The 22,587-nt window shown below is 68.0% G+C and carries 14 protein-coding genes and 1 pseudogene; 8 read left to right on the forward strand and 7 right to left on the reverse strand.

The window, feature by feature from the left end; genetic code table 11:
• Positions 1 to 14: 14 nt before the first annotated feature.
• Complete coding sequence (locus GGE06_RS25470; RefSeq protein WP_184931855.1) at positions 15 to 2,537, reverse strand: hypothetical protein; 2,523 nt, start codon at positions 2,535 to 2,537, stop codon at positions 15 to 17.
• 525 nt (positions 2,538 to 3,062) lie between these two features.
• Here GGE06_RS25470 and GGE06_RS25475 point away from each other — a divergent pair.
• Positions 3,063 to 4,169 (forward strand): DUF3800 domain-containing protein, encoded by a 1,107-nt coding sequence (locus GGE06_RS25475; RefSeq protein WP_184931856.1) that lies wholly within the window; start codon positions 3,063 to 3,065, stop codon positions 4,167 to 4,169.
• Positions 4,170 to 4,581: 412 nt separating this feature from the next.
• Here the strand turns inward: GGE06_RS25475 and GGE06_RS25480 are convergent, their stop codons facing one another.
• Positions 4,582 to 5,466, reverse strand: coding sequence for a DUF5655 domain-containing protein (locus GGE06_RS25480; protein WP_184931857.1), 885 nt, complete (start codon positions 5,464 to 5,466; stop codon positions 4,582 to 4,584).
• A gap of 451 nt (positions 5,467 to 5,917) precedes the next feature.
• On the opposite strand from GGE06_RS25480, the gene GGE06_RS25485 reads away from it, so the two are divergent.
• From GGE06_RS25485 to GGE06_RS25505, 5 genes are all read left to right on the forward strand, one after another.
• Entirely contained in the window at positions 5,918 to 7,471 is a 1,554-nt protein-coding gene (locus tag GGE06_RS25485; RefSeq protein ID WP_184931858.1) for a CBS domain-containing protein, read from the forward strand.
• Entirely contained in the window at positions 7,468 to 8,283 is an 816-nt protein-coding gene (locus tag GGE06_RS25490; RefSeq protein ID WP_184931859.1) for a hypothetical protein, read from the forward strand. Before GGE06_RS25485 ends, GGE06_RS25490 begins: the two co-directional genes overlap by 4 nt.
• 28 nt (positions 8,284 to 8,311) lie before the next feature.
• Entirely contained in the window at positions 8,312 to 12,769 is a 4,458-nt protein-coding gene (locus tag GGE06_RS25495) for a coiled-coil domain-containing protein (RefSeq protein ID WP_184931860.1), read from the forward strand.
• Positions 12,766 to 13,830 carry a Wadjet anti-phage system protein JetD domain-containing protein gene (locus GGE06_RS25500; protein ID WP_221518485.1) on the forward strand — a complete coding sequence of 355 codons (1,065 nt, stop codon included), beginning with the start codon at positions 12,766 to 12,768 and terminating at the stop codon, positions 13,828 to 13,830. Before GGE06_RS25495 ends, GGE06_RS25500 begins: the two co-directional genes overlap by 4 nt.
• A 491-nt stretch (positions 13,831 to 14,321) precedes the next feature.
• Positions 14,322 to 15,512, forward strand: a complete 1,191-nt coding sequence (locus GGE06_RS25505) for an IS110 family RNA-guided transposase (protein ID WP_312883290.1) — start codon at positions 14,322 to 14,324, stop codon at positions 15,510 to 15,512.
• On the opposite strand, the pseudogene GGE06_RS25510 reads toward GGE06_RS25505, so the two are convergent.
• From GGE06_RS25510 to GGE06_RS25520, 3 genes and pseudogenes are all read right to left on the reverse strand, one after another.
• Positions 15,510 to 15,666, reverse strand: a pseudogene (locus GGE06_RS25510) (IS5/IS1182 family transposase); the annotation flags it as partial. The gene GGE06_RS25505 and the pseudogene GGE06_RS25510 sit on opposite strands and share 3 nt — an antisense overlap.
• A 64-nt stretch (positions 15,667 to 15,730) precedes the next feature.
• On the reverse strand, positions 15,731 to 16,309 hold the full coding sequence (locus tag GGE06_RS25515; RefSeq protein WP_184931861.1) for a helix-turn-helix domain-containing protein: 579 nt from the start codon (positions 16,307 to 16,309) through the stop codon (positions 15,731 to 15,733).
• Complete coding sequence (locus GGE06_RS25520) at positions 16,306 to 16,908, reverse strand: metal-dependent hydrolase (RefSeq protein ID WP_312883291.1); 603 nt, start codon at positions 16,906 to 16,908, stop codon at positions 16,306 to 16,308. Before GGE06_RS25520 ends, GGE06_RS25515 begins: the two co-directional genes overlap by 4 nt.
• Before the next feature lie 181 nt (positions 16,909 to 17,089).
• Here GGE06_RS25520 and GGE06_RS25525 point away from each other — a divergent pair, with 181 nt between their 5' ends.
• Positions 17,090 to 19,171 carry a hypothetical protein gene (locus tag GGE06_RS25525; RefSeq protein WP_184931862.1) on the forward strand — a complete coding sequence of 694 codons (2,082 nt, stop codon included), beginning with the start codon at positions 17,090 to 17,092 and terminating at the stop codon, positions 19,169 to 19,171.
• Positions 19,172 to 19,398: 227 nt separating this feature from the next.
• On the opposite strand, the gene GGE06_RS25530 is transcribed toward GGE06_RS25525, so the two are convergent.
• On the reverse strand, positions 19,399 to 20,148 hold the full coding sequence (locus tag GGE06_RS25530; protein ID WP_184931863.1) for a transposase family protein: 750 nt from the start codon (positions 20,146 to 20,148) through the stop codon (positions 19,399 to 19,401).
• Positions 20,149 to 20,466: 318 nt separating this feature from the next.
• Here GGE06_RS25530 and GGE06_RS25535 point away from each other — a divergent pair, with 318 nt between their 5' ends.
• Positions 20,467 to 21,681 (forward strand): IS110 family RNA-guided transposase, encoded by a 1,215-nt coding sequence (locus GGE06_RS25535; protein ID WP_184931864.1) that lies wholly within the window; start codon positions 20,467 to 20,469, stop codon positions 21,679 to 21,681.
• An 83-nt stretch (positions 21,682 to 21,764) separates the two neighbouring features.
• Here the strand turns inward: GGE06_RS25535 and GGE06_RS25540 are convergent, their stop codons facing one another.
• Positions 21,765 to 22,571 carry a transposase family protein gene (locus GGE06_RS25540; protein WP_184931865.1) on the reverse strand — a complete coding sequence of 269 codons (807 nt, stop codon included), beginning with the start codon at positions 22,569 to 22,571 and terminating at the stop codon, positions 21,765 to 21,767.
• Between the last annotated feature and the right edge of the window lie 16 nt (positions 22,572 to 22,587).

The raw sequence follows: 22,587 nt of genomic DNA on the forward strand, positions 1-22,587 counted from the left end.
ACCTTCCACGCCGGTCAGATCTGCAGGATCAGCGTCTCCACCTGGTCGAGCGACGTCACGCTGGCCCGGGCCGCGTCCCGCGCCTTCGACAGCTTCTCCATCCACTCGATCCGCTGCTCGGCCGGCAGCCGACCTTCTCCGAGCTGGGCCCGCAGACGGCGCGCCTCCTCGAAGTCCGTCATCAGCGTGTGGGCGGAGTCCACGGCCCGCTGGTAGCTCCCCTCGACGAGTTCCACGCGGGCGGACAGCTGCTGCCGCAGGGCGGCCAGCTGGTCGCGGGGGTCGACCGGCACCTCCTCGCGCGAGGTGCTGCCGTCGCCGGCACCCGCACTGTTCCCGGCGCCCGTGGAGGTGCCGGCGTCCCCTCCGGCCGGAGCCGGGCGGCCGAGCTCCACGGGGAACATCCCGTCGAACCACGCCTTGTCGGCGACGTAGCCGGTGGGCCGGCCCTCGACGTCCGGGGCGATCACCATGCCCGCGGTGATCGGCGTCCGGTCCTCCTCGCTCCAGTGCTGCTCGCCGTAGCAGACCAGGGGCGTGCCGTCCTGCGCCTCGGGGGGCTGCGTCGCGTCCGGGTGCTTCAGCACGGCCTTCGCGAACGCCAGGAGAAGGGCCCGGCTGATGCCCGGGACGTTGTTCTGCGTGTACGCCAGGGTGAGGGCGGCGAGGGCACTGCTGGGGGTGCGGCGCACGCCCTTGCGCCCGTCGTTCGCCTCACTGCCCTGGCCAGGCGTGATGAACGGCTGCGGCGCGTGGATCAGCACAGGCGCCATCCGCTGGACCAGGGCGGCCCAGGCACCGGCGTCACCGGCCTCCGCCCCGAGGAACAGCTCCTTGAGCGGCCGGGGGTCCGGCCCGGCGCCCTTCTGGGTCTCCGACGTACCGAAGAAGCCCAGCGCGGAGAGGATGTTGCCCCGGTGCAGGAACAGCTGCGCGACAGCCGCGGACCACAGCCGCGTGCGCGCCTCGGCCGTCTTCGCCCGGATCTGGCTCCACGCCGGCTCCTGCAGTGCTCCCCGCACGATCGGCCAGAACCGCCCCGTGTCGCGGACGGTCCGCCTGCTCGACTTCGGCGTGTTCTCGGGCGGGATCTCGGGAAACACGAGCGCGGTGATGGCCCGCACCGCGATGTCGCGCAGCACGACGGGGGAGACCTCCTCGCCTGCGGGGACGAGCGGTTCGAGCGGATCGAGCGGCCCGTTGGCGGTCAGCGCGTCGCGCACCCCGGCCAGGTCGAGAAGGTCCGCACCGCGGGCGTTGGGGAACGCCTCGGCGAGGGCCGCGTCCAGGACCGACTCCTTGGCATAGGAGTCGACGAGCGTCGCGAACAGGGCGATCAGACGCGCGTCCTCGTCGTAGGGCTGGATGCCGCGCAGGTGGTCGTTGACGTTCAGCGTCCGCAGGACGTGTTCCAGCGCCTCCGGCCTGCTGCAGCCGATCACGATCTCCGCGGACACCGTGGCGATCTTCCCCGCCCGCAGCGACGGGTCGGTCAGCTCCGTTTCCGGCTTGGCAGCGTCCTGGTTGAGCCGGGTGGAGATCCGGTTCAGGATTTCCCGCAGACTCAGCAGCAGCAGCCCGGGGTCGGTCTTCTCCTTCGGCAGGGACACCAGGGACTGGGGCATTCCCGTCACCAGGTGCTCCGGACGTACGCGGAAGACGTCCAGACGAGCCAGCGCCCGGTTGTTGCCGGTCACGGCGGCCAGCCGCCACGGCTTCGACACCGTGCCGTCGGAGTTGGTGATCTGCCACTGCTGAAGGACGTTCATGCCCTTGGAGAGCTGGCCCGCGTCCACCAGGGACTCCACCAGGTCGTACCCGCGGGTCCTGCCGGCACGCTCCAGGCTCGCGGCGGCGTAGCGCTGCAGGTGGACGGCCACCGCGTACGGCTGCTCCGCCAGGACGAGCGCCGCCTTCGGCTCCCCCTCCTCCTCCGCGGAGCGGACCACCGGGCGCGGCCTTCGGTTGCCCAGGGCGGCGAGGAGGACCTGACGCCTGTCCTCAAGCTCGTTCACGAGGCGAAGGGCCTCCTGGTGCTTCTGCGTGGCCGCCGCCAGCGCCTGCGCGGTGTACGACTCGTCTCCCGGCGCGCGACGGCAAGCCTCCACCTCCTTCTCGGCGGACTTCGCGGCCTTCTGGGCCTCTTCCAGCGCCACCTCGGCGGCGACGAGGTCCTCGACGCGCTGGTTGGCCTCCGGGACGGGCGGCGACCAGGCGGGGACGGTGCGGTCGTTGAGGTGCCACGGGGCAACCGCGGCGCCGTGGACGTCGCACATCAGCAACAGCACCTGGTCGGCGCCGGCCTGCACGAGCCGGTGGGCTGTCGGCTTGAGAACCTTCCTGCCGCGCTGGGTGGAGATCAGGTTCTTGATCTCGGTGTCCGGGAGAGCGGTGGCGAGACCCTCGGTGATCGCCTGCCGGGGAGGCGGTACTACCTCCAGGTCCGCGCAGGTGTTCTCGACGGCGTCCGCAAGGCGCTCACCCCAGATGGGGGTGCCGATGTAGGGGTAGATGCCGTCAGGCCGTTTCGTGGCCATGGTGTCGTCCTTCCACCCGGCCGTGCCGGGCGAGCACAAAGCCCCCGCGTCTCGGGAGCGTGACACGCGCCCGAGCGCCGAAGCCTCGTGCCGGCAAGGTGTGAACCGGCACCCGTGAACTGAGGTGCGCGGAACTCCCTGCCCCGTACGGTCCACCTGCCAACGCCCGAAGAACGATCAACCCGACAGCGCCATGGGGGCGCTTGGGAATCTCGCAGCTTGCTCCTGCTCCGCCGGAAGCGGCATGAGGCGGACACCGGTGATGGGCCACCGACGTGCACCACGAAATCTGGCACCGGCATCGGCGGCCCGGCGAACCGAAACGGCAGGGTTCACCAGATCGGGTGGGCCTACCCGCATGAAGCCCCAGCGCAGACCGAGTTGAGGTATTGGCTGGGTATCGAGGGGCAGGACCGTCAGGGGCGCACGTCTCCTGCCGGGCTGCCGTCTCCCCGCCGACCACGCAGTACGTGTGCGGGGCCACTCCGGTGTCCGGAGTGGCGCAGGGACAATGACGTCGTGACCTTGACCGGAGAGAAGTACACCCAGCTCAACCAGAACGAGCCGACCTCGGACAGCGCCGGCGGAGGGCGCTGGATCGCCTGCGACGAGTCCGGGTGGGATGGTGAGCAGCTCGTCGGTCGGCAGCGCCGCTTCCTTGTCTTCGCGTCCGTCGCCATCGACGACGCCGAGGCGGCCCCAGTGATCAGCGCCCTCCGGGAGCAGGCGCGGATCCAGCAGGCCCGGGAGCTGAAGTTCCACCTGTTCAAGGGCCGTGAGGAGCGGTGGTCCCTGCTGAAGAATCTGTGGGGTCCGGCCGGTGCACTGCACGACCGCTGCTCGGTGTACGTGGTCGACAAGGAGTACGCCGTGGCAGCGAAGGCGATCGATCTGCTGCTGGAGGAGAAGGCGCACGCCGAAGGGCGGAACCTGTACGCCGGAGGCAAGGCACGCGCCATGGCTCGGACACTGGCGCTCCAGGGACCGCGTGCCCTTCCGGACGCGCTGTTCGATGCGCTGATGTCCGCGTTCGTGGCCCTGGCTTCCCAGCGCGCCCTGGGACGGGAGGAAGCCGCACTGGAGGCGTTCTTCGCAGCGGTCGACCAGGCATGGGGCGCCTCGCGGCGGCGGCCGGTAACTGAGGTGCTGGCCCAGGTGCGCTCCACCCGGCCGTACGCGGCGGCCCTCCACCAAGAGGACTCCCCGTTCCCGTCGCTGGAAATGCTTATCCCAGCGGTGACTCAGACAGCCCGCCGATGGGGAAACCACCTCGGGCTCGTCAGTGTCCTCACCGATGAACAGCGCGTATTTACCGACGACGCCCTGCGCACCGTGCTGCAGTACGCCACCAGTCCAATAGGCATGACCCTCCTGACCCGCGAGAGGGGTGCTCCTGTGAAGACCGTGCTCCGCGGCTCTTCCGCCGACCACCCGTCCCTACAGCTGGCCGACCTGCTGGCGGGGGCCGCAGCGGCCGTGACCGAACGCCACGTAGGCAACCCCTCCCCCGCCGCCGAGGGGCTGTGGCCGGTCATCGTGCCCTTGGTCGAACAGAGTTCGTTGATGCCCTACGACAACCCGGGCCTCCAACTCGCCAGGCTCGAAGCCCGTCGCATGCGGCGGGCCAGGTAGCACCAGCAGGGCAACTCCGGGCGAGAAGGTTGCCGCCTTCGGCGTGCTCGTGGAAGGAGACGGTGTCGGCGCCGGACGGGGGTCCGAGGACCTTGCGGCCCAGGGGGTTGCGGTAGAAGAGGGACGAGCCCTGCGGCCGTCGGAGGCTCCTGCCCAGCCGGTGTTCTCGGCGTGCGCCTGTTCCCAGTAGAAGTCCACGGCCGCAGGGCCGGTGCGAGTGAGCCAGTAGAGGCCGGCGGTGGTCAGCAGGTTCTAAGCGGCGCAACATAGCGCGGGATCGCCGGTTACCCAAACCGGCGATCCCGCGCACCATTGATAGTCCACCGCCACGCCCTGCCCGCCCATCGAAAGGCATCTCCCGACGATCACAGAGCAACCGCGAATCGCACACGTCCCGGAGGCCGGCTTGCGATCACGCAGCCGCGTAGCTCGCGTGGAACAGATCCTGTGCCCGCTCCACGTCCTTCGGCGTACGCAGTTGCACCTCCAGGTCACCCGTCCCGTGGTGACCGAGACCGGAGACATCCCGCGTGAAGCCCGGCACAAGGTCGATCTCCTTCGGGTCGACCTTCAGGTAGACCAGGAGCTTGCTCCGCTGCGGCGGACACACGCAGGCGAAGTTTCGCAGCCGCTGGTACGCCCGATACGTCTTGCGCTCGACGCGGTTCACCCCGTCCCCGAGCCCGAGCAGTGCCTCGTCGACCGCGCTCACCAGCTCCATCATCGACGTACCCTGGACGTTGACCGCTTGGGCAACCGCCTGCCGACGCGCTCGGCGGGCCACCGGCACGCCGCCGCTGACTGACGCCACGGTCTCAAGCCCGACCAGTTCGCTGCCGAAGATTCGGTAGCGGACCAGGTCGATCGAACGCCGGTGCTCGCGCACGGCGTGCACGTCGTAGCGGGTGAAGTCGCCAGCGATGCAGATCAGGCGCGGGCCGCTCCAGAGCACCTGGGACGCGGCCGTAGCCCCGAGCCGGTCGCGGACCAGGTGCTCGAACTCGGCTCGGTGGTCCACCAGCCAGCTGAGATAGAACAGGCCCTGGTTGATGACGCCGGCGTCGACCCCTCGCTTGTACTCGACGATGACCGGCGATCCGTTCTCGTCCAGTCCCAGCGAGTCGATCCGGCCACCGTGCACCGGCCCGGTGGTGTACTCGCTCGCCAGGAACCGGACCCCCAGCAGCGTCTCCATGTGAGCCTCGACGAGACCCTGCACATCTGCCTCGACCTCAGCCAGGCGCGACATGACCTCGGTCACTTCGTCTTTCGTGTTGAACAGCCTCAGCCCCGACACCGTCCTCTCTCCGATTACGGGGATGCAACGCCGGACGGTGATCGAATTGTTTCCGTATGGGCCTTCGGAGCCGTGAAGATTCCGTGAGACCCTACGTACGGCCCGGCGGGGCGCTCGCGTCCCACGGCTCCCCAGGGGTCTGCTGCCTCCACATACGCCCCACAGGCCGCCGGGACGAGCGCCTGAGCCCTGGGTTTTCGCAGGTCAGCTCCCGTAGCTCAGTGGATAGAGCAGGCGCCTTCTAAGTACTTGGCGCACCTCGCACAACTCCGAGAGCCAGTTACCGCACCCACCCCACAGCAAGCCGTTGCCGAGTGAATCCGACACGGAAAGGAAGGATGCCGGACCTCCGGCCGAAATAGATCGCTTTCACGTTCGATTTCGAGGCATTGTCAGTGCCGTGTCCTAGCGTGAATTCCCTGTCGAGGGAATGGTGTTGGGAGGGCTCTCAGTGTTCTTTGGCGAGTCATCTGCGGCGTACGAGAGCATCACGTCGCGGATGAAGGCGCTGGCCGTGGTGCGGCCGCTATTGGCGCTCGACGACAGTCCGGCGAAGCGGGAGCGAGGCTGGGAGGGGTACCGGCTGGCCGAACTCGCCCTGGCGGCGATTGACTTCGTGACGCTGCGGATAGGGGCGCGGACGGCAGTTCGACAGGAAGCCGTCGTGGAACGGGTAGCTGAGTCTGCGGCGCTCCAGGTTCCCGGGCGGGCGGGTACCGAGTATCGGGAAGTCGCGCGCTGGCTGGTGGAACGCCTGATCAACACCGAGAGACACGACCGGTGCTTTCGGCACAAGATCGGCAGCGTGACGGGCGACGGCTTCGTCGTCAGGGAGTTTCCGTTCCAGATCCTCAAAGACGTGCCGGACGAAGCCGGGCAGGCTGCGCTGACCGTTACTGATGCGGCCATCACGGTGCTCGTCCATGCGGTCGATGTGGACATCGCGTCCGAGCAGATCGCGGCGGAGGCCAAGTTAGCCGCGTTGCTAAAGCGCGCGCGGATCGGTGAGGCATGGCAGGCCGCCCGCGCCGCCCATGTCCAGAGCATCCGGTACGCGAAGGAGCTGCTGGACCGCATGGAGGAGATGAAACGCAACGTTCGGGCCGTCGACTGGGAAGCGGATCTTGAGGGCCCGCTGGAGGAGGCGCAAGAGCACGTTGAGGAGAGGTCTCGGGCGGAGACTCAGCTGAAGGCACAGGTGGCGCAACTGCTCGAGGTCACGGAAGAGGAACACAAGCGGCAACAGCTAGAAGCACTGGATGCGCTGATCGAGGATTGTCTACAGCGGCACTTGATGCTCATCGACATGCTGCTCAGGGTGGTTCCTGAGTTCCGGCGCCAGCAGGACCGGCAGATCTTCGTACCACCCGTGGTCCATACACGGGTGCATCTGCGCAGCCAGCTCCTGGAGCCGACGCTCGAGCTCAGCATCGAGGACAGCGAGCGGCCCCTGGAGACGTTCGTGCGCGGGGTGCTGGGTCCCGTCCGCCCGAGGGTTATGTACCTGCCGGACTACTTCGAGGCCCTCACGCGGATGCCGGAACCGGCCGAGGTTGAGCTGGTCGCAGTGGGTGCATCGGACGACTGGGAAAACACGTCCGATCCACCGAGGTTCGACGACGCGCAGCATGCATGGGTGGACAGGCTGCTTTCGGGTGTCCCCGGGGAGGGCGTGCGGCTGTCTCGGCTGCTCGAGCGTGCCCGTCAGTGGGGCGACGGCAGAGGGCCAGGTGACGACACTGACCATCTGCTGGCTATGGAGACCGCGCATCGTTTTCGGCATATCCCCGTCGCCGAGCTGGCGCGCGGTAGGGAAGCCGTCGTTGTCGTGGATGACGGGACTGAGTTGGACGACCCGGTTTTCGGTGGAAGCGACTTCCTGCTGTTGCCGGCCGTGGGTAAACCGGTCTCCGACAGCGTTGATGCGGCCCCGAACACGCAACCGCCCCATTCACCAGAGTTTGTTCCCCGCACCACGAGCGACGATCTGGAGCCGAGTGCATGACGCAGTACGACGATGTTGCCGCAGCAGCCCGGATGGTGGCTCTGGCTATGACACGCGGCAAGTCCCCAGCACGTTCTGGAGAGTACGCCCACCTCGTGCGGCGGTTCGAAACGGAACCGGACTTCGCCCAGCTGGTGCGGAAGGTCGCGCAGGGTTTTGACCTCACGGTCCGGGAGGTGCACCCGCAGGCGGGGCTGGTCCTGGCAACCACGACCGAGACGGCCTTCGCCGTCTCGATCAGCGACCTCGTGCCGAATGCGGAGAACCGGCCGCTATACCTGCTCGCCCACCTGGCCATCGCGTCGCGAGCCTTCCCTCGTCCGGAGGACTTGGACGACGACGAGCACGTCGCCCGGGTATCGATGCAGAAGGTCGACGAAGACGTCAGGGCCTATGCGACCGTCCTTGAGCGCCGTGCTGCAGCCGCCGACGAGGACACTGACCCGCCAGCCGGCAGCCCCGGGCTGGAGGGATTGTGGCGGGCCTACCTGCGTCGAAACCCCACCGGTCGTACGGACAAGGACAGGACTCCTCGCTCGGCGACCTACGCGCTGGTGAGGAGGGCGTTCGCGCATCTCGAGCAGCGCGGATTCGTCCGCGCGACCAGTGAGGAAGAGGGCGGCACCTACGCCACCAACGTCCTGTACAGGCTGCACATTCGTGACCAGGCAGCCCGGGAAATGCTCCAGGAATTGGCCGCCCTGGGCATGGCTGCCTTGCCGCATCACGATGCGCCACTCCCATCCGAGGCTCCGAAGCAGCCTGACGCTACCGACCACGGCATGCTCCTGGACTCCGCCCCAGCCACCTGACGCCATCGCGATGTAAGGACCCCTCTCCATGTACGAGTTGAACCGCATCCTCCTGCGCAACTTCGGGCCGCTCGATGCCCGCTACGAAGACGTGAACCTGGACTTCTCTGGCGTGGGCCCCCTGGTTGAGACAGCATCCCTGATGCCGACGCCCGGACACGTCACGCAGCGGCCCTCGCCGGCCAGTCTGGTCATGCTCCAGAACGGCGGCGGCAAGGGTGTGCTGCTGACCGGCATCACCTGCACCACAATCCCGCTGCGTCACCATGACCCGGAGGAGCTGCGGAGCTTCGTCGTTTCTCCGGCTCAGCCCTCCCATATCGTCCTGGAGTGGGCTGATGCCCGGACTGGGAGGCTCTTGGTCACCGCGCAGATCCTCGCGCCCGAGGGCGATGGCAAGCTCAAGCGCCGCTTCTACAGCTTCCACCCAGGTGCCGCCCTGTCCGCGGACGATCTCCCTTTCCACCGTGATGGTCACTGGCTGCCGTTCGACCACTACTACAACGAGCTGAGCGAACTGCAGGCCACGGTCGAGGCGTTGGAACTTCAGATCGTGGACGGGCAGGAGAAGTGGGAGAAACATCAGGCCGGTCTGGGTCTCGAACCTGGCCTCTTCGACGTCCAGCGCAAGATGAATGCCACCGAGAGCGGGGCGGCCGAGGCGTTCACCACCTCCAGTGCGGCAGCGTTCGTCCAGTGGCTCCTGGAGAAGGCCAACGACGACGACAAGTACACCAGCCTCGGCAGTACCTTCGAGACCTATGCCAGCGCCCACGACCAGCGCGAGAAACTGGTCAAGGAGCGGGAGTTCGCGCTGACCATGGAGGAGATCTGCGCCCGTGTGGCCGAGCGGTACCACGAACACACCAACCAGCAGCGCGAGGCTGGGCAGGCCAAGGTCAGCCTCACCGCACTTGCCGCAGGGCTGATGCGTCGGCATCAGATCCTCACCGCCGCGGCACAGGCCACCACAGGCACCGTTAATGCTGCGTACCAGGCACATGAAGCAGCCAAGAATGAACTGGACTTCACCAATGCACGTATGGCGCATGTGCGTTGGGCCACTTGCGGTATCGAGCTGGACGAATCAGCTGAGGAACAGAAGCGAGGCACCGCGACAACGCAACGGCTGGAAGACCGCCTTGCGGGCTGGCGCAGTGTCCCGGTCGCTGTGCGTCACGCGGCTGCTCAGGAGCGCCACAGCCGCATGCAGCGGTCCCTCTCCGAAGCCGAGGAAACAGCCGCCCCCTATGTGCAGGCGTGTGATACCGCCGCGGCAGTGCTGCGGGCTGGCTATGCGGCGGCTGAAACGCAGGCGCGCGCCGTGGCCGGCAATCTGGAGAGGGAGATCTCCGAGTCTCGCAGCAAGATCCAGCAGTGGCGCGAGCGAAGCGACTCGCTCCACAGGCATGCCGGTACGGCTGAGGGAGAGCAGCGCCAGTTGCGCCGTCAGGTGCAGGACTTCGAAAAGCAGCTGCGCACCGCACGGGACGAAGAACAGGTGCAACCCGGCGAAAGCGCCGCGGACGCCGCCTCCCGGATGGACGGCGAAGCTGATCACCACGGCCAGCTCCGTGTAGAGGCCAAGAAGGCACAGGATGAGGCCCGCAGCCGCCAGACACAGGCATATCAGCAGCTGCCTGCACTGCAGGAGCGGGCTCTCGATGACCGCCGCGCAGCAGAAGCGGCCGAAGCTGAGACCGACCGGCTACGCCTCCGCTCCGAGTCCGTGCGCCGCCACCCCGTGACTGCGGAACTGCTTGAGCTCGGCCTCGAAGACCTACAAGACGGCGATGCCCTGACCTGGCTCGCCGACCACTGCGCAGCCCTGCAGAGCTTGATCGAGCGGAAGATCTCCGCTCTGGACGGTGCGCTCAGGCGGACACAGCTCCAGCACAGCGCCGATGAAGAACTCCTCGCCGCCCTGGACACCAGCGACGGCCTCCTGCCCGCCACCAAGGAGGTCCGCACCCTGTGTGCCGACCTCTGTGCCCAGGGCATCGACGCCGTCCCCGGCTGGCAGTGGCTGCGCGACAACGTCCCGCCGGACGATCACCAGCGCCTCATCAACGACCACCCGGACCTGGTCGGCGGCATCATCGTAGGCGGCGGCCCCGCAGCGCTGGATCAGGCGCAGCGTCATCTGGAGCACAGCCGTCCCCTGCCCGCGGCGGCCGTCGCGGTAGGAACCGGGGAACGGATGCTGACGCCGGTACCCGACACAGGCGGCCGGATGGTGCCCGAGCCGACCCCGGCCCTGCATGACGAACAGGCTGCGGCACTCGAACGAGCCGAGGTTGAAGCACGCCTGGCGGCCTCCGCGCAGGCACTGGATGAGCTCGGTGAACGCATCGGTGTAACCCGCGACCTGGGCAACAAGATCACGTACTGGCTGGACGAGATCGGCCCCGTGAGCGTAGAGGTCCGGCTCGAACAGCTCCAGGAGCTCCGGACGGCAGCGCAGGCATCCCAGGCCAGCCTTGAGGTCGCGCGTGCCAGCGCCGCACAGCATGACGATGCCGTCACCGCTGCCGAGGAAGTCTACACACAACAGGAAACGGCTCACCGCGAGGCCGCTGAGGCCGCGCAGGCGATGCGCCGCCTCACAGAAGCCGAGGCAAAAGCCAGCCAGGCGCGCGACCGGATCACTGCGCTCGAGGAAGAAGCTCAGCAGCGTCAGCGCGAACTCGAGGAGCTGGGCGAGAAAGAGGAGACCGCCCACAGCGACATCGCACGCATGACCCAGGCGGTGGAAGCCGCCGTCCAGCAGGCCCAGAGCCACGCCCAGGCGCGAAAGAAGGTCACCGCCACGCCCGAGGCCGAGCAGGCTCAGCACACCAAGGGAGCGCCCTGCGAAGCGCTCACCGTCCTCCAGCACCGCTACGAGCAGGCAGTCGAGGACCTGCGCAGTGTGGACATCGGAGAAGACCAGCGTCAGCGTGCCAAGGAAGCAGATGACGCCCTGCGCGCCTGCCAGGACGAATGGGCGCAGGTCCCTGACCGGGTCAAGCCCTTCGCCCAGGAATACAGCCGTTCTCCCGCCGCGGCGGATGACGTCCAGCGCGACGCCGTACAGCGCGATCTAGGCCAACAGATCATCAGCCTCCAGGACCAGCTACGGCGCCTTCGGGACAAGGAGAGCCGTCTCAAGGAACGACACCGCACGCTCGCCACCGCAGCACAAGCCATCAGCGCTCAAGACCTCGCCGAGTGGACCCCACGCTCCCTCGTAGAGGCTTACGACCTGACCGCCCGCGCCGAACACGCCCAGGCGGAGGCCCAGCAGGCCGAACGCGGCGTCGGCGAGGAGTACAACGCGGCCCGCAGGCAGCAGAGCCAGCACACTCTCGAACTCGACGCCTTCGGTCACGTCCTAGCACGCTTGGATGCCACGATCGAACAGCTCGGCATTCAACCCGCGGCGGACCCCTACGAAGGCACCGCCGATGCGGCCGAACCCGCCGTACGGCAAGCCACCGCCCGCTACGAAGACGCCCGGAGCAAGCTCACTAGCACCGAGCGCCGCGTCGAAGACAGCGTGTCCTTGCTCAAGGACCAGGCTGGCGACGTCCGCTTCGAACAACTCGACATCCCTCTGCGCAACCAGATCTCGGCTCTCGACCGGCGGCACATCCCCGCCGCCGCCCGAGAGTGGACTACGGCTTTGCACCACGCTGCCGCAGCCCTGACAACCCAGCTCGAAGGCATGAGCAAGGCGCGCGAGGCCCTTGTGTCCCAGCTCAGCGGCTTCGTCACCGAACTTCTCCAGCAAGTGGACCAAGCAAGCCGGTTCTCCCTCTTCCCCGACGGTCCCACGCCCTGGGCAGGGCAGCGCTTCCTCACCATCCGCTACAGGAAGCCCGAACCGTCCGTGCTCACCGCCCATATGCGCGAAACCATCGACAACCTCGCCGCCAACCCGCGCACCCGCAAACTCAAAGGCACTGAGGTGGTTATGCGCTGCCTGCACGCAGCCGTTCCCCGCTTCACCGCCGAGGTCATGAAACCGAACGCCACCCAACGGATCGAACGCGTGCCCGTCGAGAAGATGAGCAAGATCTTCTCCGGTGGCCAGGAACTAACTGGCGCCATCCTGCTCTACTGCGCCCTCGCCGCGCTGCGCACTTCCCCCGGCCCCCGCAGCCGCACCCGCCACGGCGGACTGCTCCTCCTGGACAATCCCATCGGCCGCGCCAACGCCCCTTACCTTGTCGACATCCAGACCCAGATGGCGGCAGCCCTCGGCATCCAGCTCATCTACACCACCGGCCTGAGCGACGAATCCGTCACGGCCCGATTCCCCGCCACCATCCAGCTGCGCAACGACGCCGAAGCCCGCACCGGCCTCTCCCGCATCCGCCTCGACGACCGCGTCCGTAACGCCCTCATCCCCACCCCTCGGACCGCCCCGGACACCCACGGGCCCGAAGCAAACGGATACCTCAGCTCCGCACGCCTGTACACCAAGGGGGATACGGACCGATGACGACGCCCACCCCCGAGCAGCTGCCTCGCCTCTCACCAGGCGCCGCCCGCCTCAGTGCTGCACTGCACGCTCGCGCCGAGAAGGCCATCGTGCCGCGCGCCATGGTGATGGAAGCCTTCACCGCGGCCCTCCCCGGCACCGCCCGCGGTGAGGACTCCCGCACCGCATTGGCCACCCTGCTCGAAGAACTCTCCGACGCCGGCACCCTGCGACTCCCGCACGGCCAGAGGCACAAATGGGACGCAGGCCGTCCCGCCCTGCCCGAGCAGATCCGGTTGCCCGCAGTCGCCCCCCGCAGGCCCGCTTCTTCCGCCACACGGCGCTCCTACCGCCCTGAACTCGACTGGGCCCACACGGCGTACCTCACGTCCGCTCACCACGAAGACCTGGCCCTCATCAACCGATGGTTCCGCGACACCAGCAATCGTCCGGAACATCGCGTACCGATCCCCCTGCGCGAGCGCTCGTACGAAATCTTCCAGGACGAGAAGCGCCTCGATGGTCTCCTCTCCGGTGCGCTCTTCGCCCCCGGCCGCCTTACCCTGGAACAGCTCGGCACCTTTCGCGAACCACCGCCCCTCGCCTACCGACTTCTCGGCGACGGAGACACCCTCCTGGTCGCCGAGAACAGCGACACCTACTCCACGCTCCGAGACCTGCTCACCCGGAATCCCGGGCGCGCCAAAGCCGTGGCCTTCGGCTCCGGACGAGCCTTCGAAGCCTCCATCGAAACGGTCAAAGAGATCCGTGGAATCCAACGGATCGTCTACTACGGCGACCTGGACGCTGAAGGGCTGTCGATTCCCGCCCGTGCCTCAGTAACAGCCACGCAGTGCGGGCTGCCCTCGGTCGAACCCGCCTCCGCGTTGTACGACCTCCTCCTGAGCCACGCCTCAGCCCCGGGTCAGATGGTTTCCGATGAGCGGGCCCACACGCTTACGGCGTGGCTGCCGCCCAGACTGCGACAGAGGACTCATGAGGTACTGCTGTCGGGCCGCCGCATTGCACAGGAAGCCACCAACCGTAACCAGTTGGCCAGCGACGCCACGTGGTGCCCTTGAGTTCATCGGGAGACCGCGAGTATCTCCAGGCAGGCGTCCGCCGGCAGGCGTCCGGGGCACGGGTGACGCCTCGGCGGGCGAGGCGGCAGCAGCGGGAACGGTGCATTCCCACAGGCCATCAAGCACAAGATCATCCGAGACGCAACACTACGCCGCCGCCAAGACCCTGCACCGAACTCATTCTGAAACGATCAGTGAGCGTTTTCAGCGCTGCCTCTCCAAGGTGAGGACAGCTTTGGTGATGACGGTCATGCGGTCCTACCTTGTTCGTGGGTTGGACGGGCCGTCGTAAGGTCCAGAGGCCCAGAGACACCAGGTATGGCTTTCATGCGGTTGCCCTCGATGGTTCCCCTAACCTGGCCGCCCGGTGTCTCACGACGACTCGGCCGCTGATTAGGAGCTGCGAACGCCTGCAGGCGGATCGCTGAGTAGGACCACGCCGGCGAGGTCGTCCGGGAGGACAGAGCGTCATCGAACGACCGGAGGAACTGGTGGCCCAGATCTGGGCAGGTACGGACATTGGAAAGACCCATCACCACTGCGTGGTCCTGAACACCGAGGGCGAACGACTGCTGTCGCGGCGTGTCCTGAACGACGAGCCGGAGCTCCTGGGCCTGCTCACCGATGTGCTGGCCCTCGACGAGGACGTGGTCTGGGCGGTCGATGTCGCCGACGGCATGGCCGCACTGTGGATCAGCGTGCTGCTCAACCACGGCCAGCACCTCGTCTACATACCCGGCCTGGCGGTCAATCGGGCTTCGGCCGGCTACCGGGGCATGGGCAAGACCGACGCCAAGGACGCCACCGTCATCGCCGACCAGGCCCGGATGCGCCGGGACCTGACGGTCCTGCGGCCGGACGACGAGCACGCCATTGAGCTGCGGGTCCTCACCAGCCGCCGGAGCGACCTGAACGCCGACCGCACCCGCCGGATCAACCGCCTCCGCGGCCAACTCGCCGGCATCTTCCCGGCCTTGGAACGGACTCTCGACCTGGGCAACGCAGGGCCGCTGATCCTGCTGAGCGGTTACCAGACCCCCGCCGCCCTGCGCCGGACCGGCGGGAAACGGCTGGTGACCTGGCTGCGCAACCGCAAGGTCCGCAACCCCGAAGCCCTGGCCGAGGCCGCCCTCGAAGCGGCCGAGCGACAGCACACCGCCGTCCCCGGGGAGAAGATCACCGCGCAGGTGATCCACACCCTGGCCAGGGAGGTGATGAGCCTCAACGAGCAGATCGCCGAGATCGACAAGCTCATTGCGGCCCGGTTTCGCGACCACGGACTCGCCGAAGTGATCTCCAGCATGCCCGGCATCGGCCCCCTGCTGGGCGCCGAGTTCCTCGCCGCCACCGCCGGTGACATGACCCGCTACGGCACCGCCGACCGCCTGGCCAGCCTTGCCGGAGTCGCCCCGGTTCCCCGGGACTCCGGCAACATCAGCGGCAACCTTCACCGGCCCAGGCGCTACCACCGCGGACTGCAGCGCGTCTTCTACACCTCCGCACTCATCAGCATCCGCAACTGCGACGCGTCGCGCCGGTTCTACGAACGCAAACGCGCCGAAGGTACGCGGCACATCCAGGCCGTGCTCGCCCTGGCCCGCCGACGCGTGAACGTCCTGTGGGCCCTCATCCGTGACGGACAGTGCTACCAAAGCGACCTCCCCGTCACTGCTGCGGCTTGACAACATCATTAGGAGGTTGGGGCTGCTGCGCGATCCTCGGAAGATCTGCCAGGACTTCAGCCGTGCCATGCTGCGTTCGACCGGTGCCCTCGCTGCGGCCAGGGATCGTTTGACGGTGCGCTGAGTGAGGTAGTTGACCGCCCGGTGGCCGTTTCTGGACAGGCCGGAGCTTCCGGCATCGTGCCGACGAGTCCACCGGCTGCGTCAGGCCGAACCCTTCAGCTGATGACAGGGGAGGCGATGACTACGGTGACGTCAGCGCCCTCGGTGCCGGTGCGGTACGTGTGGGGGACGTCTCCCGCGAAGGCGAGGAGGTCGCCGGCGCGCAGGTCGGTGAGGGTGTCGGTGGGGCCGGCGGTGAGATGGCCGAAGGCTACGAATAGGTGCTCGATGGTGCCGGTCGCGTGCGGCACGCCGTCCAGGTGCGTGTCGGGAGGCATCCGCAGCCGCCAGATCTCCAGGCTGTTGCCGCTGCTGATGCGGCGCAGCAGCTCTCGTCCGACCTCCCCGTCCGTCAGATCGGTGCCGGGGACGAACACCGGGCCCGGGTCGGTGTCGCGGGCGAGGAGATCGGTCAGCGGAATGCGCAGGGCGATCGCGAGGGCGTCGAGGGTGTCGATGGTCGGGTTGCCCCGCCCGCCCTCCAGCTGTGACAGCGTCGCCTTGCTCAGCCCCGCCCGCCGTGCCAGCTCCGCGCCGCTCATGCCGCGCTGCTCCCGGCGCCTGCGGATCTGCGCCCCGATCGCGATGGCGGTACTGCTGGCGGGACGGCGGTCGCCGGGTGGCGGTGGTGTCATGGGAAATCCCGGTGGACGGCGCTGTAGGAGACGCGGATCCGGCCCTTCTTGACCTTCAGCGTCGGCAGGACGATATCGGCAAGGTCTCCGAGGCTCCGCACGTGGGTCCCCCCGCACGGCGCGGAGTGTAGACCCGCCAGATGCACGATACGGCGTCCCTCGGCGTCGTACTCCCAGGTCACGGGCGCGTCTTCCGCGATGGCCTTGGCGACGTACGTCCGCAGCGCCTCGGTCGCTTCCTCCCGGCCCTCCGGGGTGTCGAGGCGTGGGTCGGGCCGTGCCGCGGTGAACTCGATCCGGGCCTGCCCCGGGAAGTGGGTGTTCGCGGCGTGCGTCCAGCCCTGGGCCCGCCCGGCCGCCTCGATGGGGTGGCCGGCGGTGTGCAGCGCCGCGTACGTCCTGCGCGCGGCCAGGTCGATGCGGACCTCGACCGACTGTCCGACCGTGAAGTCCGGCAGCGGGAGGTCGCCGGCGGACCGGGCCACGACGAGTCCGGCGTCGTGGTCCCGCGCCGGGACGATCTCGTGGCCGTCGACCCATCCGCGGTCGGCGGGCTGTCCCCCGCCCTGCGGATGGAACAGGCAGTACTCGACCGCCACCCACGGCACCCCGTCCCGCTCACCCGTGGCCGCGACCCCGGGCCTGCGCTTCGCACGTGTCCGCGTAGTACACGGGAACCTGAACAGGGCTCTCAAATGAGTGAACTATACGTTCACTGTAACGAACGCTGAGCATGATCGAGCGGCCGTAGACTTTCCGGTGTTCCGCCAGGGAGGGCACATGGGCAACAGCGGGGGTGCGGCCACGCACTCGGGCGTCGACTTTCAGCAGCGCATCGCGGCGTACGCGATGGCCCACATGCTCTGTGGGCTCGAGTTCGCGGCCTTCGGGCGCGCCGCCGCCACCGAGATCACGGAGCTGCGCTTCGAGACGGCCGACGAGATCGACGACCTGGTCGTCGTCGGCCCGGACAGGCGGCTCTTCGTGCAGGCCAAGAATACGCTGAGCCTGTCCGATGCCCCCGGGTCGGAGTTCGGATCCGTCCTCGCCCAGTTCGTCGCGCAGTACGTGTCGGACGACCGGCCCGGCGACGTCTACGTCCTCGCCACCTCGCAGGGGGCGTCCGGCCGGATCCGCAAGGAACTACGGAAGGTCACCGACGCCGCCCGACTCAACGCGGCCGGCGGACAGAGCCTGCCCCTGACCGCTCCCGAACAGGACGTCCTGACGAAGACCCAGGACATCATCCGATCCCACTACCTCGCCCGAACGCGGAAGGACATCACCGAACTCGACCTCCAGCGGATCATGGCGAGGATCCACGTCAGCGCCCTGGATCTGGCTGAGGGCGGTTCGCAGGAGTCGGCGATCCTCCTCGTCCTCGGCAGCAGGGTCACAGTCCCCGCCAACCTGCTCTGGGCCAACATGATCGCCTTCGGCGTGTCGCTCGCACGCGACCGGCACGCCCTCGACGTCGCCGCCGTGCAGGACCGCTTCGGCACGTACCTGGGCCCCTCGTCCCAGGACCAGCCAACACCCGCCCCCGGTCCGATCACCGCCGAGCTCGTGGCCGATCTGCCCTTCGGGTGGGACGTGGTGCTGGCCAAGTCCCCTTATCCCGAGTGCGACTTCATCGTCACCGACATCATGCGCTTCGACGAGGCGGGCGCGAAGCGCCACACGTTCTCGGCGGGTCAGGTGTTGATCGGCGGGCGCGAGCCGTGGGAGGTGGTCGGACGCTGGTCCACCTGGGCGGGGTGCGACCGGCACGTGGAAGCCCACGCCGACGACTACGAGGACAAGAGGGTGGCGGTTCTCGCCGCCGACCTCCCGCAGGATCCGAACCAGTCGGCCGCCGCCCTGGCCCACGCGGCCCACTGCGCCCGCCTCGCCGCGGCGCACGAGGACCCTTACGCCTGCCGGCACTGCGGCGACCCGATCTCCGAGGACGGCGCACCGCTCGTCGAGATCGACGAGGAGGGACAGCCGGAGGACGTGGGCCTGGTCCACCAGGCGTGCCTCACGCCGACCGACCGTGTACTCGGCCTGGTCGACGCGGCGATCTTCCGGAATCACCATCGTCTGCGGAACTTCGATTACGCCGGGTGGCTGGCAGCTCTCCGAGGAGGACAGGGGATGTTCGGAGCTCTCGCGGAGTCCCAGGTCAAGCATGGTCCGATCCTGTGGAAGTCCGCGTACGACGACTTCTCCCTCGGCAAATGGTGCGTCCGGATGATCCTGGAGGACGGCGGAACCACCTACACCACCGACCGGGGTCAAGTGCCGCGCATGTCCGCGGACAGGGCCGCGCAGGAGGCCGAGAAAATGAACCGCGCGCTGGCCGAGGCGCGGGAGAAGGGTGACCCCCTCTGCTACACCCCGAGCAAGGCCGAGTGGGGCTCCTACTCGCGCCTGCTGGCGCAAGGACACGATCCGATTCCCTGCACGAACGCCGAGGTTGTGCCGTACACCCGGGCCATCGGAGAGGCGTACTCCACCTGCGAGCGCTACTACACCCCTCTGGCATACCTCGTAGACGCCGAGACGGGGGAGCCCGTGGTTGTCGAGGGCGTGATCTCCCTGCTCACCGACCCGTGGAACCTCGGCTCTTTCCTTAAGAACTGGGAGCGGGCGGGCATCGAGCTGCCGGAGTTCACCGTGTCGGCGCTCCTGACCGACGAACAGTTCGACCGCTTCGTACGGCTGACCATGACGCGGGGCCAGGGCGTGATCGTCGACCCCAGACTGGCGCTCGACGGTTCCCTGGTCAGCGGCTTCTGGGTGACCAGTTTCGAGCAGCTGCTGTACGAAGCGGAGCAGGACCGGGCGACGGCCGAAGGTGCCATGCCCGGGGAGTCGTAAAGCTCTGCGGTGGTGCGGCCTCTGCTGGTAGCCTCGCGTCGCTACGCAAGCCCGGACTCAAGTGCCGGGCCTGACATGCCGTTTATCGGTCGGCCATGCGCGCGGGTACGCAGCTCGCGGGACACGTTGATGCGCGGTCTTTCACCCCACCCGTGACGGCGGTACCGATGCGGAGCCGCGTCGTGCCGTCGTGCCGAGACATGAAACGAGATCGGCAGTGAGCATTTTCAGCGTTGACGCTCCAGGGTGAGGATGGCTGCGGCGATGACAGTCATGAGGTTGGGGCTGCAGCGGGCCCGGCGGAAGATTCGCCAGGACATCAGCCTCGCGATGTTTCGTTCGACCGGTGCTCGTGCCGCGGACAGGGCCCGGCTGACCGTCTGCTGGGTCGTGGTGAGTTCGCGGTTCGGTTGCCGTCTGATCGGTGTGGTCGCCCATGGGCCGGCGCCGATGTAGGCGCGGTCGGCGAGGACGGGGACGCCCTGGCGTTCGCAGATCTGGATGATGCGGTGGGTGCGGGCGGCGGTCAGGTCGTGGGTGCGGCCGGGCAGGGCGGGTGAGATCCACAGCAGCTTGCCGGCGGGATCGGCCACGACCTGGACGTTCACACCGTGACAGCGGTGCTTCTGGGAGAAGTCCGCCCGGCTGTCGCCGACCCGGTCGCGCTCGGCGAGCGTCCCGTCGAGCAGGACGTAGTCCGGATCGGCCTCACGCAGGACCCGTAGGAGGCCCGATGCCCGGCCGGACAGGTGCTGGACGACGGCCTTGACGTAGGCGTGGGCAGTGCCGACGGATATGCCGAAGCCGGCGGCGATCTGCGTGAGCGTGTCGTGCCGGCGAAGGTAGACCAGGCCCACGAGGGCCCGCTGGTGGGGCGGGAGCTTGCGGCGGCGGTCACCCTCACGGGTGACGATGAGCATGGATACCCACTCGACCAGAGCGTGAGGCAGGTCGAGTGCGGCAGGATAGAGAGCCAATGAGGCCCCTGCACCGATGAGTTGAGACGTCGAACACCTCCCTCAACGGAACAGGAGCCTCGTGCGTTGTGAAACCTCAGCCCGTCACCCGATCCATACCGTTCGTCGTGGGCCGTTCCGGTCATTCGTAGGATTGGAGCACCCAGGGGTGCTGGGTATGGCTGTCACCCGATAGCCGATGATGTGGCTTCCACTGATTGGCCGCCTGGCACCCCGCGACGACTCGGCCGCTAATTGGGATACGCGAACTGAATCGCTCGTATGGATGCGTCGGCGAGGTCGTCTGCTGGGACACAACACCACGTCGGAGGAGGATCGGTGCCGGAATTGTGGGCCGGGACGGACGCGGGGAAGGCCGAGCACCACTGCACGGTCATCGACGCCAACGGAACGACGTTACTGTCGCGGCGTGTGCCGAACAGCGAGGCTGAACTGCTCGAACTCCTTGGTGACGTATTGGGGATAGCCGACGGTGGCCCGGTCACCTGGGCCGTCGACCTGAACGCCGGCGGGGCCTCCTTGTGGATCGCGCTGCTGGTCAACCACGGCCAGAAGCTGCTCTACATCCCCGGCCGGACCGTGCACCACGCCTCAGCGGCCTACCGGGGCAGCGGAAAGACGGACGCGAAGGACGCGTTCATCATCGCCGACACCGCCCGCATGCGCCGTGACCTGCAGCCTCTGCAGGAGCTCGGTGAGATCGCAATAGACCTGCGGATTCTGACCGCGCGCCGAATCGACCTCGCGGCCGACCGCACTCGCGCGATCAACCGCCTCCGCGCGCAGCTGCTGGAATACTTCCCCGCCCTGGAGCGTGCCTTCGATCTGAGCACCTCCAAGAGCGCGCTGATTCTGCTGGCCGGCTACCAAACCCCCGCAGCCCTGCGAAGGATCGGCCGGTCGCGGCTCACGACCTGGTTGAAGAACCACGGCGTGCGCACCAGCACCGCTGCCAGGAGCACGGCAGAGGCCGCGGTGACCGCCGGAGAAGCCCAGTTCACCGTCGTTCCCGGGGAAAGGACCTGCGCGCGGATGGTCCACACGCTGGCTGCGGCGGTGACGGCCCTCGACGAGGAAATCTCGGAGATCGAAGCCCAGATCGAGGCCCGGTTCCGGGAGCATCCCGACGCAGAGGTGATCACCAGCATGCCCGGCATCGGCATGACGCTGGGCGCCGAGTTCATCGCCGCTACCGGTGGAGACATGTCTGTGTTCGGTAGCTCCGACCGGCTCGCCGGTGTGGCCGGCCTGGCCCCGGTCCCCCGCGACTCGGGCAAGGTCAGCGGCAACCTCCGCAGGCCCCGGCGCTACAGCAGACGACTGCTGCGAATGTTCTATCTCTCTGCCCAGGTCGCCACCGTGTGCTGCCCTGAATCGAAGCGGTACTACCAGCGCAAACGCGCGGAGGGAAAGTCCCACAAGCAAGCCGTCCTGGCCCTCGCCCGGCGCCGCCTGAACGTGCTCTGGGCCCTCCTGCGCGACCACAAGCTCTTCGAGACCGCTGCGGCCCGCACAGGCGTGACAGCGGTATGACCCGACCACAGTGGGTCACTACCGCCGGTTGACAACACCATTGGGAATCAGTGGCCGCTCTGAAAGAGCTCAGTGAGCCTCTTTCATCCTGAATAGCTGCAGGTCAGGAGCGTGTGGACGGCCTGGACGATCGTGCTGATGCGGCGAGTGGAGCATCGCGCTCGCCGGAGCAGGCGCCAGGCTTTCAACTGGGCGAAGGCGCGTTCTCCCGGCGCTCGCAGGGGGGCATGGTCTCGGTTGAACTGCTGGTACTGCTCGGGTTGTTCACGGTGGTGGTAGTAGGGGGTGCGGAAGGTGGCGCCGGCACCCTGGTAGGCGCGGTCCGCGAGGACGAGGATCTGCCGGGTCAGGCACGCCTGGACGATGCCGTGGGCGCGGGCCGCGGTCAGGTCATGGGCCCTGCCCGGCGTCGCGCGGGAGAACCACAGCGGTGTGCCATCGGACCGGGCGATGACCTGCACGTTCATGCCATGCTTGCGGTGTTTCATCGAGTAGTACGGCTCGTCCGCACCGATCCGGTCGATGGGGATCAGGGTTCCGTCAACGATGACGTGGTCGCCTTCACCGAGGCCGGTGAGGGCTTCATGGAGGCCGGGCGCCCAGCCGGCCAGCACGTCCAGGGTCTCGTCGACGTAGCGCCAGGCGGTGGCCTGGGATATCCCGAAACCGGCTCCGAGCTGCGAGAACGTCTCGTTCTTACGGAGATGGACGAGGGCCAGCAGTGCCTGCTTGAAGCAGCCGAGCTTGCGCCAGCGTGTGTTGCAGGCCAGGCGGTGCTCGTGCAGCAGCCAGGCGACATGCTCGACCAGCTCGTACGGGACATCGAGCGTGGCAGGGTACGGAACCACCAGGGCCCCTTCGGTCGCCGGTGTGATGAGTGAGATCACCACGCCAACGACGAGGGGC

The sequence above is a fragment of the Streptomyces nymphaeiformis genome (genome assembly GCF_014203895.1).
GTDB lineage: Bacteria > Actinomycetota > Actinomycetes > Streptomycetales > Streptomycetaceae > Streptomyces > Streptomyces nymphaeiformis.